Source organism: Bacteroidia bacterium (assembly GCA_037045145.1).
Lineage (GTDB): Bacteria > Bacteroidota > Bacteroidia > AKYH767-A > OLB10 > OLB10.
On sequence record JBAOIA010000011.1, the window covers coordinates 1,882,131 to 1,893,708 of the forward strand.

The 11,578-nt window shown below is 39.3% G+C and carries 4 protein-coding genes; all 4 read right to left on the reverse strand.

Translation table 11 applies throughout. The annotated features are described in order from the left end of the window. Window positions 1-2: 2 nt before the first annotated feature. From V9G42_08915 to V9G42_08930, 4 genes are read right to left on the reverse strand one after another with little or no spacing between them, the layout of a single operon-like run. Entirely contained in the window at window positions 3-1,508 is a 1,506-nt protein-coding gene (locus tag V9G42_08915; protein MEI2759531.1) for a T9SS type A sorting domain-containing protein, read from the reverse strand. Further along, window positions 1,505-2,545, reverse strand: coding sequence for a T9SS type A sorting domain-containing protein (locus tag V9G42_08920; GenBank protein ID MEI2759532.1), 1,041 nt, complete (start codon window positions 2,543-2,545; stop codon window positions 1,505-1,507). Before V9G42_08920 ends, V9G42_08915 begins: the two co-directional genes overlap by 4 nt. Further along, the gene (locus tag V9G42_08925; protein ID MEI2759533.1) at window positions 2,538-4,058 is read right to left on the reverse strand and encodes a T9SS type A sorting domain-containing protein; all 1,521 of its coding nucleotides are present in this window, start codon (window positions 4,056-4,058) and stop codon (window positions 2,538-2,540) included. Before V9G42_08925 ends, V9G42_08920 begins: the two co-directional genes overlap by 8 nt. After that, window positions 4,055-11,497, reverse strand: coding sequence for a T9SS type A sorting domain-containing protein (locus V9G42_08930; protein ID MEI2759534.1), 7,443 nt, complete (start codon window positions 11,495-11,497; stop codon window positions 4,055-4,057). The genes V9G42_08925 and V9G42_08930 overlap by 4 nt, the downstream gene beginning before the upstream one ends. Between the last annotated feature and the right edge of the window lie 81 nt (window positions 11,498-11,578).

Sequence of the window (11,578 nt, forward strand, 5' to 3'; positions counted from 1 at the left end):
CACTACTCCTTAAAAACAACCAACTTTTTATGCACCCTTTCATTATTGCTTATGATTGTGCAATTATAAACTCCGTTTGCAAGTTTTGGTAAGGATATATATTGCATTGTACTCCACGGAGGTAAGTTTTGTTTGTAAATTGCTTTGCCGTTTATATCAAATATTTGAAATGTACCACTTTTGTTTTGAGGTAAGAGATAGATTATTTTGAAGTTCCCGTTTGATGGGTTAGGGGAAATGGAAAATTTAAAATCATGCTCAATTTCTGCAACAGAAGTTAAAGTATCACAAGCACTACCAATTAAACGCCCTAAATAATAATTGGGGTGATTGGGCACACCAATAAAATAACAATCCGTAAAAACATTATGTAACTGAACACCGCAAGCTACGCCTGCACTGTCAGGGTAATTTATTTCATGCAAATGCTCTACACTACTTGTTGATGAAATGTAAATCTTGCCGTTTGCAGCAAGATACATTAAATAAAAATTAGTATAAAAAGGCGGAACAGACGAAGGAAAAACATCATTGGTTGCAACTAACTGAAAAGTTGCGCCAATGTCCGAAGTATCAGTATTAATTTGATATAAATTTTCTATTGTTCCAAAGTAGAGGTATTTTGAATTTGGTGAAAATGCAGTAGCAAATGAAATATTTCCATCAGTAAAGTCAATAACGGTGTCTAAGCTAAAAACACCTGAACACCTGTCAAAATCGAACAACTGAACTTTTGATTGGTAACTCATTCCAACAATATTGCTACATGAAAAAGCAAATTTTTCACCGTTAGGTGAAAAGGTTGGTTGTCCACCAAACCCTAATGGAAAACCTGCAAATTGCAGGTTTTGACTTCCCATATATTGAACGGCATTTGGTGTTACTAAAAAAGTATGAGCAAGGGTTGCGTCAAAAGATAATGCCACTACCCACCAGTCTCTACCATTGGCATTTTTACAGGCAGCCATTCCGACACCAAAAGCGTTAGTAGCAATAATATTATTCTTGCTTATAACAGCACCTAATCCCCCATTTAATGTTATATCAACCGTTGTATAAAAAATATTAGGTACGTTAGCAGTTGTGTAATCTAAAACCTGATGAAACAAAACATACTTATTTGAATCATCAGGCATTGGCAAAAATAAATTAGCATAGGGCATTGGCAAGCCGTATTGCTTAAAGTCATCTGTAAAGGAATTGGGATTTAAGCTATCACCATTCACCATGGTATCTCCTATGGCATCGGCTATGAAAACTCCATTGCTGCTCATTAAAATATTTCCGTTTTCATCAGCAATATTTCCCTGTGTGTCCATAAAAGGTATTGTTCTTGTTTCCGTTTGGATATTATAAGAAGTGCCAGTAAAACTCATTCTTGCTTTTGCTTGGTCCCCCAAGAAAAAAATTGAGTTTCTGCCTTGCGAAAATGCTGTTGTTTTTAATACTACCATTAGTATTAAAAACAACAGCATTTTTAAAATGCTGTTGTTTTTAATAATTTTCATCGTGTAATAATTAATTTATTAATGATTGACTTTTTACCAACGGCATTTACGGATATGGAATAAACTCCCTGACTTAAATTTGAAACATTGATTATGTGTTTTTGATTTTTGCAATCAAAAACATCATCATATACTATTTCATTCAAAACATTTCTGATTTGAATTTTACATATTCCGTCATCTATTCCTGTTAATTGAACGGTTACTTTATCATTTGCAGGGTTCGGAATAATTTTAATATCACTTGATGTTATTTTTTCTGTTGAATCATTTGCAAAGCGGTACACTCCACTTTGAAGGCAAATATTAGCATCATCATAAGAAATAGAATCATTTATTAATGCTATGTATGTACGTGCTCTTTCCACTGCCTTACCTCCCACATAGGGACATTGACTTGCAATTGCAATTATTCCTGAATAGTTATCTCTGAGGAATTGTAAATCCTCATCTGTTTCCATATAGTTTATCTCCATCTCATTCATGTAAACACCATTCAACTCAGGTAATTCACCGTTGACCACATAACTGTTTTGCAGTTCTGCATTTGTAAGATTATCATTAAATAAGGCCTCTATCTGTAAATTTAAATTATATATTGTTTGATTCAGAAATTCTATGGTGTAAAGAATTTGATCTCTTATGACTTCCCATCCAGCAGGGTGGTTTTCATCCAACTTTTCAATGCTATCGGTTAATGTGGTTATTTGCAAATTACAACTGTCAACTAATGCCATTAAGGTAGAATCATAGGTATATGCAGCGCTTAAATATGCTTCAGCATCGTATAAATATCCTGTATTCTCACTTTGATGTTCTTCCATAAATTGAATATAGGTGGAATCACTAAACCAAAGAACAGAATCATCAGCTAACTCCCTATACAAATACTCTTCGGCTATTGCTCTGCTTTCTTCAACATATTCTTCCGACTCTAACGTTCCGTTAGCAATCATTACATTTAATACGGAATCCGTTAAAGCAGGGGGTTGTGAACTGCATACAGTAGAAGAAGAACAATAAAATGTATTATTCATGATACATTATTAATTTTTTTGTTACACTGAAATTATCGGAAATTATTTTGACGGCATAAACCCCGTTTGAAATTTTAGGCAATGAAATAAATTGCAGCGTACTCCATTGGGGTAAATTTTGAGAATAAACGGCTCTGCCGTTTATATCAAAAATTTCTAACTTGCCTGATGTGTTTTGAGGTAACAAATACATGATTTTAAAATTTCCATTATTGGGATTTGGTAAAATTTTAAATTTAAAATCATGCTCTATTTCTGAAACAGAAGTTAAACTATCACACACACTACCAACCAAACGCCCTAAATAATAATTGGGGTGATTAGGAACACCTCTAAAAAAACAATTTGTATGTATGTTGTGCAAATTGACGTTACATAAAACTCCTGCACTGTCAGGATAATCCATTTCATGTAAATCTAAAACACTGCTGCCTGATGAAATATAAATTTTACCGTTTGCGGCAAGATACATTAAATTAAAGTCAGTATAAAAAACAGGCGGTGCAGAAAGAAAAGTATCATTAACAGCAACTAACTGATATGGGATTAATCCAAAACTATCCGTATCATATTGATAGATATATTTTACACTTGCAAAGTACAAGTATTTTGAACTTGGTGAAAAGGTTGTTGCTGTTGAAAGATAATTATCAGAATAATCAATGACAGTATCTAAACTAAAAATGCCTGAACACCTGTCAAAATCAAACAATGAAACACAGGACAAATAATTCATGCCTGTAATACCATAGCTGCCTCCAAAAGCAAATTTTTCACCGTCAGGTGAAAAAACAGGTTGACCTGCAAATCCATAAGGAAATCCTGTAACAGGAAATGTTTGTAATCCCATGTATTGCAAGGTGTCAGGAGTTAAAAGAAAAACGTGCATTCCGGTTGCAATGTCAGACATTGCAACTATCCACCAATCCCTACCATTTCCATGTTTACAGGCAGCAATTCCCCAACTGAAAACACCTGAAAGAGCAATGTTATTTTTTGAAATAACCTGTCCTAAGCCTCCATTCATGGACAAATCAACATTAGAATAATAAATTTCTAATGCGTCTAATCCTACGGGGGCGTTGTAATCAGCAACCTGATGAAACAAAACATATTTATTACTATCATCAGGCATGGGTAAAAATAAATTAGCGTAGGGCATTGGCAATCCGTATTGTTTCCAATCATCCGTAAATAAATCAGGATTTAATCCGCCACCGTCCAACATGGTATCACCTGTTGCATCAGCTATAAAAATTCCATTGCTGCTCATTAATATATTTCCGTTTTCATCGGCAATATTTCCTTGTGTAAATATAAAAGGAATATCTCTTTGCTCTAAGGATAAATTATATGATGTGCCTGTAAAAACCATGCGAGCCTCGTTTGAGGTAGGCGCGTCATGGTAGCCCATAAAAAAGATAGAATTTCTTCCTTGCGAAAGTGCTGTTTCTTCTATTGAGAAAAAAATTATGAGAAGAAAAAGCATTTGTAAAATGCTGTTTCTTCTCATCGTGTAATAATTAATTTTTGAACCTTAATTAAATTATCATTCAATATGATTTTAACAGCATATAATCCCTGATTTATTTTTGAAACATCAATGCGTTCCTGATTATTGCAATTAAGTTGTTTACTTAAAACAATCTGATTAAGATTATTTATTATTTCTATTTTACAGTTTTCAGCATTTATACTTTTTGCTGTAATGGTAATATAATCACCTGCGGGATTAGGTTGTATAATTATCTCATCATTTACTTTTTCTGAAACAGTATCTCTTCCTATCCTGTAAATTCCACTTTGCAAACAGATATAATCATCATTATAAATGACAGAATCATTTATAATTGAAATCATACTTCTTGCACGCTCAACAGCACTGCCGCCAACAAAAGGACATTGTTGAGCTATTGATAGCAGTTCATTATAGTTATCAATCAAAACCTGTTTATCTTGTCCTGTTTCTAAATAATAAATTTCAATATCATTAACAGCAGCAGCATTTGTTTCGGGCAATTCACCATTAACAACAAATTCATTCATGTAATCTGCATTGGCTAAATTATCCGTTATAATGGACTCACGTTGTATGTTTATGTTATTAATAGTTTGGTTCAAAAAACCTATTGTATAAATAACCTGCTCTACTAAATCATCTAATCCTTCCACATACAATTTTTCAAGGCTGTCCGTCAGAATGGTAATTTGCAAATTACAACTGTCTATTAACGCCATCATTGTGGAATCATATTGATATGCTGCACGTAAATATTCTTCGGCATCATACAGATAAGCCACAGGCTCACTCTGATTTTCTTCCATGAACTGAATATAGGTGGAATCACTTACCCATAGAGCAGAATCGTCAGCCAGTTCTCGGTAAATATATTCTGCTGCTATTGCCTTTGCTTCTTCCGAAATTTCTTCTGAATCAAAAATTCCTGATTCAATTAAATCACGAATAGTTGAATCAGCTAATGCAGGCGGCTGTGATAAACATACTGCTGAATTAGAACAATAAAAAGTATTGCCTCCGTTTGTGCGCTGAAACCAAACAGTAGGTGTTACCACAGGATTATAAATCGTACTTAAAGATGAATCTACTATAAATAGAGATTGAAAAACATATTGAGGTAATGATAAGTTAACTCCTCCAAAACCGCTTACGGTTGGCACATTCCATTTGTTACCATGATGAGGCTGTGTACCAATATAAGTAGGATTATTAGGTGAGCCTGTGTTCAGGTACAATCCTATATAATGTCTGTTCATTTCATTGCCCCTGAAAACAGTACCAGGATTAGAACCTCCAAAGTTAAACCCTCTGTAAGTGGAATCAGACTGATTACAGGAAACCGTTAGTTTATTGTTGCTGTTTCCTATTGTGTAACCCATAGAATTTCCTGTTATTCCACTGCTGTATGTTCCTTCTACATTGTTGCAACTTACATTACTCCGCTGGTTTGCAAAAACAGAAATACCGCTTCCATTACCATTCAATTTAATTGTGTTGTATTTTATTTTGGCAGTGTTCAATGCTCCTGCATAAATACCATGTGTGGCATTGTTAAGATTTAGTATATTGTTGCTGGCGTTGTAGCGTACAAACGTATTGGCATTGCCTTCGCTCATCCATATACCGTAGTGAGCCAATGATAAACCCGAAGTTGTCATTCCGTTAGTGGTAATGTTATTGTTGGTTGCATACATAAACTTTGCAAAGGCATTACTCAGCATTTTTATTGCTATATGACTTGCCGTAATAGTGCAGTTAGAAACTGTATTGGTACTCAACATTGGCGCGTTCATTTGTTCAACCCCTGTTCTTACATTAAGCAAATGTATATAGTTAACAGTTAATTCAGAGCCATTTGCATAAATACCTCTGTAACTGCTGTCAACGGTTGTGTAGCTCCATGCCTCCGGCAATACTGTTAATTTGCCTGAATGGTTGTTGTTTTTTATGCTTGTTATGGCTGTACCTCTATAAGGAGTATTGTAAAACGTATCGTAATTAATGTTTTTAAAGACACTGCGTTTTACATTTAAGATACTGCCAATGCTTACGATGCCTGTATTCAGATTGTTAAAAATGTTTAATTGTAATGGCAATGTCCCGCCAATCGTCCCAATCCAATCATTCAATAAAACACCGCACTGCGGCTTTGCGCCATGTGTATTTTGTCCTGTGTAGTTTTGTTTAAATGCTGTAAAATCAAAAGTTGTTTGTTCTATTTTTAAAGTAGTTCCATTGTAGAATGCATTTGCAGATGGCGGCATATACACACCCAGTACAAAGTTTTTGATATAAGCGTTTTGCATTGTAGCTTTTGCTTTGTTGTTGACCAATATTGTTGTGTCACCATCGGCAACGGTGCTGCCTTCATGCACCAGCAACTCTCCAAAATCTTCTACAGTTATGCCACGCCACATGGTGTTGCAGCCTGTTACAAAGCTGCTGTCAATGTCTAAATAACCGCCAGCCATAACAATAATGTGCGCTCCTGCATCCATATACACGGTGCAACGCATAAACTTTAAGGTGTCGTTCACATACAGTGTTCCTGCAATGTAAACCGATAATGTATCATAACGATAATTTAATGTAGGGTCGGAATAGGTGTTGTTTGCAATAATCAATGTCTGCGCATTGGTGCAGGGATAACCCACATTCACGCAAACAGAATCCATCCAAACCGTATTAGCAGGAGAAGTAACAGAAGCTACATTATAAAAGCAACTGCCCTGTGTAGTAAAGTAACCACTCACAGTAAACGTATCACACGCCATAGAGTTTAGCGTTACTGTTGCAGGCAGGGTGCTGTTGGTAATCACAAAATTTGCAGGGATGTTGTCTGCAAGTGTACCGGTTTGCGTATTTACGCTGTTGTTGCACACAGTAATGGTATAGGTCACCGTATCGGTAAAGGCTGCTGCCGTGTCGGTGCCGGCAGTTTTGGTAATGCTCCAGCAGTCTGTACAGGCAGTGCTGTCCATAAACAGCGGATTCTGGTTGTTGTAGTTAAAATAGGCTGTATAGGAAAGCGAGTCGCCACAGTAGTTTTTGCCGGCAACCAGTATGTCGGGCAATGTGGTGTCTGCAGCAAATGCGCACTCAGGAATAAGATTAAAATATATACACAACTTGTCAGTAAGGTGTATGCCGCCATTGGCAAAGCCCAAGGCCTGCATGTTGGCGGGGGTTATCTGCCACGAGGGGGCGCTGCCTGTAAGGTAGGAAACAGCAACGGGCGTAGCTTTGGGGTTCAGTATATAGGCACTGAGCAGGTTCAGCCCCTGTGGTATATTAATCAGCCCTGCAAAGTCGGGATAGGCATATCCCGGATTGCTGTTAAAAATGCAGGTAAATTTTTTAAGGGTGTCGCAAAGGGTGTAATTATTAGGGATATATCCTTTGCCTTCGCCAGTGATGGCTGCCTCAAAATATTCTATTCCAAGCGTCACAGAGCCGGCACCACATACCGTATCGGGTATTTGCGAAGTGGCCACAGGAAAGCCGTTGCAGTTCCATCCGTAATATAAAGGAAAGGTCTTTATGGTGCTGTCGCAGCTCACAAAAGTAGCGCATAGCTGCCCTGTAACAGAATCATTGGGTGCCAGATGGGCCGTAAGCGGAATGATGCCGTTAACGGCATTGATGGCACTCTGACCCGTGGGGGTAAACTGCCAGTTTTGAAGGGCAGGGATTGCCCCATTTAAAGGCACTCCTAAAAACACATTGTCGGCACCGGTGCTGTAAAGGTCAGGCGTTCCGGTATGTACCACAACCTTTGGATTGTGCACTTTAACTGTCCAGCACAACTGTTGCTGTTGTGCATTGGCAACGTTGCTCACAGGTAATACAAGGTTCAGGTTGGGCTGTACCAATAGCGGCTGTATGTTGGCATTAAACGGAATGGAGTCTGCTGCTGTTGCTAAAGGTGTGCAAGAGAGGTTTTCTGTTGGATTACATTCCGACTCAAACAATCCTGTGCTGCTATAAACGGAAGACAGCGGCAGGGTGTCAATGGCCGTGCTACAGTCGAACCTTCGGATAAAACACTGCAATTCCAAACGGGTAAACTGGTCGCCAGCAAAGGCAGCCGTATCATTGCCTGCAGGACTCATGCTTTGTTGCAAACAATGCATGACTGGCAGTGAGTCAAAGGGTATCTGCACCAGGCCTGTAAGCTGTGGTGGTGTCAGTGTGTCGTAAGCAGAGAATGGCGCCATCGGTTGTCCGTTGTTATCATAATACACACCGGAACGGACTCTCATCAGGGAGATGTAATAACCGTTAGGTATTTGAAAACTAATGGTATCGGCAAAAAGTGGTGGCACTCTATATTCGTATGGATAAACATCAAAGATACGGTTTCTGTAGCCTGCAAGGTCGGCAATATAAACGGCTGTGATTAATTTTTCGCAGCCCTGATTGTTGGTAACAGCGCTGTTGTTGTAATAAGAGGTGGGTACAAAGTAAAACCTGCCGCCAAAAGTTTCGCAGTAGAAACGTGCCGAGTCAACAAAGTTCTGATTGGGCAACGGATAACCACTGTTTGTGTTAAAGGAATAATGAAAGTCTGTTTCCATAGCACCAACGGTGTTTGGCATTTGCGGCAGGGTAGCTATGGCATCGGCACCTTGCTGTTTGCCTGTAAACCACAGGTTGTTGGTGATGGGCGAATTGCATACCAGATTGCTTACAGAATTAAACGGCAGACAGTAGTTGCCGCAAACCGAGTAGCGCACTTTAAGTCTGTAGCGTTGCCCTGTTTTAAAAGCCACAAAGGGAAAAGAGGTGTTGGTAAAAGTTTCAAAGGCTTGAATGTTACCACCGGTGGTGTCGCAAAAAGTAAACAGCAACTGATTGCGCTGAACATCGGCAATCACACAATGGCTGTAAGCATCGGCACGATTAAAAGCAACCACACTTTGGGTAACAATACTGTTGCCTGTCAGCCCAAAGTCTGCACAATCTATGCAGGCATTGGTGTTGGGAATGAGCGTGTCAATATAAAGCACTACACTGTCAATGGTAAGGTCAAAAGAATCCAGCCCAAAGGGAATGATTCGGCTCAGTTGCATAAAGTGCAGTGGCACTCCGGCAGTCACTAATTGCTGATAGGTGTATCCGCCACCGGTGCCGGAGTTGTCGCCATCCTGAAAATAGGCGGAAAGATAGTCTTCGAGGGTATCGCTGTAATGGGCAAAATTTTCGTTCAAATAATTTTTAAAAGTGTTGTAATAATTGTCGCCTTTGATTATCTTTGTTGCATTATCAGTGCGGCTGTCATTATTGCTGTCCTGTAAGCCAAAAGAAATACGATTTATTTTATAATTCGAAACAATAGCCCCTGGGGCGAGGCATCCGGGGCAGTGGACACTTATTTGGTCACCGGTGTAGCTTAGCGGCAGCCATTGTTGTCGCACATCAGAAATCACGGGCAGGGTGTTGGGCGTGGTTTGTGTCAGGGTAAAACAGTTTGACGGATTGGGCAAGGTATAAAAGTTGATTTGATAGGGTGTAGCTCCTTTATCAATTCTGCAGCAGGCCTGCACGGTAAATTCAAAATGGGCGCTGTCTAAAAATGCTTTAAAGCCTGCACTGTTCATGTTAAAATAGTAGTTGTAGTTTCCGGCTTCACAAAGGTTGGTGTCAACAGCAGCAAACACATAATCGGGTTTAATAACAAGGGTGTCGCCTTGCGTAATACGATAGTAAACCAACTGTGCATGCGTGGCAGGACCGGCAATGCGCAAATTGGTGTCGCAATGTACCTCTGCTCTGAGCCATCCGTTCATCAGGCAGTTGTTTACAGGCACACTGCAACCATAAAGCTGATAGTCGTAGGGCGATGGCAGGAGTCCTTTTAAACGCACTTTCAAAAGAGCGCTGTCGCCAAAGGTGGCACCCGGTGCTACGGAAAGGTCTGTCACCGTTGGGCTGAAAATTAAATTCTGAGAAACATCTGCCGACCCTCCGCTGGCATGTGTGCTGATGGACGTAGTGTTGGCTAAGCCTATATTATAGTCCGCAGACACACCATCGCCACAAACTTTTCTTCCCTTAACAGAATTAAACGCCCAGTGGTTATAATTTTTTTGGACGTTAAACAGGTTGGTATCTTCTTCGGAGCAACGCAGGGTGTTAAAAGCGATAATAACGGTATCAGTATTGCCGAAGTTCTTTATTTTGAAAGCTGCTTCAAACAAGGCATCGGCAACTAAATTTTTGCACAGCCAGTCGCTGCGGTGAACGGTATCCACAGCAACAGTGCAAAGGCTTCCTGTATTTTGATGCCAGCTAAAACTAAGGAATGGAATTAATGACAGTGCATTATAATTGGGCAAGGCATTATTGAGTGTTGGAAAGGATTGGTTTATGTTAAAGAACAAAGAATCCATGGCTCCCATACCACTGTTGGTAACACGATATTGCCAGTGAACAAAGTTCACCGTATCGTTCAGGCAACTGAAATCATACAAAGAGTCTGCTGGCGCCAGACGTTCTATTTTCACAACAGGAGCATCGCCACTGTTAATGTAGTAGTTTACGGTGATACCATTTTTGCAATTGGTGCAGAAAATATTTGATGGAATGTTGTTGTTGCATGTCCATTGCAACTGCGCAGCTACAGACCCGCAGGCAGGGCTTTTATCCAAACATTCATTAGCCTGAACAGCCTGCCTGATGACAAGGGTGTCGCCAATGTTCAGCACCTCAGCAATGTTGGGTGTTGTTGGAACAAAGTTGCCGTTTAACCCAATATTATATTCCGGTTGCCCTGTTGTAATCCGTTGACAATAGTTTGTAGCATCGGGTGTAAAAGTAAAGTTGAAATTGAGTTTTGTAGTACCGGTGTTCTGATAGTAGAAATAAAGAAATGAATCTGTTTTGTAGTAGGCCACCTTGTTGAGGTTAGAGGATAAGGACACCAGCTTGGGTATCTGCACATTGAGCGAGGTGTGCACATTGCCCTGATTGTTGACGGATATGGTATAGTTATTGGCAGAAGAGTCTGTAAATGTTTGGACGAAATTAATATTGCTGTTTCCCTGTGGTGCACCTGATATAACGGAGCAGTCAATAAAAGCATGATAGGATAGTGTTACAGCGTTGTTGTTGGTTACGGTAAAACTCATGGTTTGTCCGTTGTTGTAGGTAACTACATTGCTCACATTGTTAGATGCAATAATAAAATCAAGATAGATGGGGCTTGCATTGCTGCAATTTGCCGCAGGTGCATTGCTAAGCGAGGCAGTAATGACTACCCTTGCACCGGTGGCTCCTGAAAATGAAAGTGAGTAAACATTGCTCTCGCAGGCACCTATGGTGTCGGGCGGCAGTGTTAAGGCAATATTTACTGTCTGTGATTGGGCTCTTGTAAGGAATGTAAACATGCAGAGCAAAAGGGCTATTGCAGTTGTTTGGATTTGGTTTTTCATATTATTTGGTTTTTAAAGGGTACAGCTAAATTACATTGATTTTTTGGATTTTGTAGCGATTGCTTAAAAATTAAAACGCGG

Bases quoted from the DNA above. Each gene is read 5' to 3' on its own strand.
- V9G42_08920 (MEI2759532.1), bottom strand. From the start codon at position 2,545: ATGAATAATACATTTTATTGTTCTTCTTCTACTGTATGCAGTTCACAA.
- V9G42_08930 (MEI2759534.1), bottom strand. From the start codon at position 11,497: ATGAAAAACCAAATCCAAACAACTGCAATAGCCCTTTTGCTCTGCATG.
- V9G42_08915 (MEI2759531.1), bottom strand. From the start codon at position 1,508: ATGAAAATTATTAAAAACAACAGCATTTTAAAAATGCTGTTGTTTTTA.
- V9G42_08925 (MEI2759533.1), bottom strand. From the start codon at position 4,058: ATGAGAAGAAACAGCATTTTACAAATGCTTTTTCTTCTCATAATTTTT.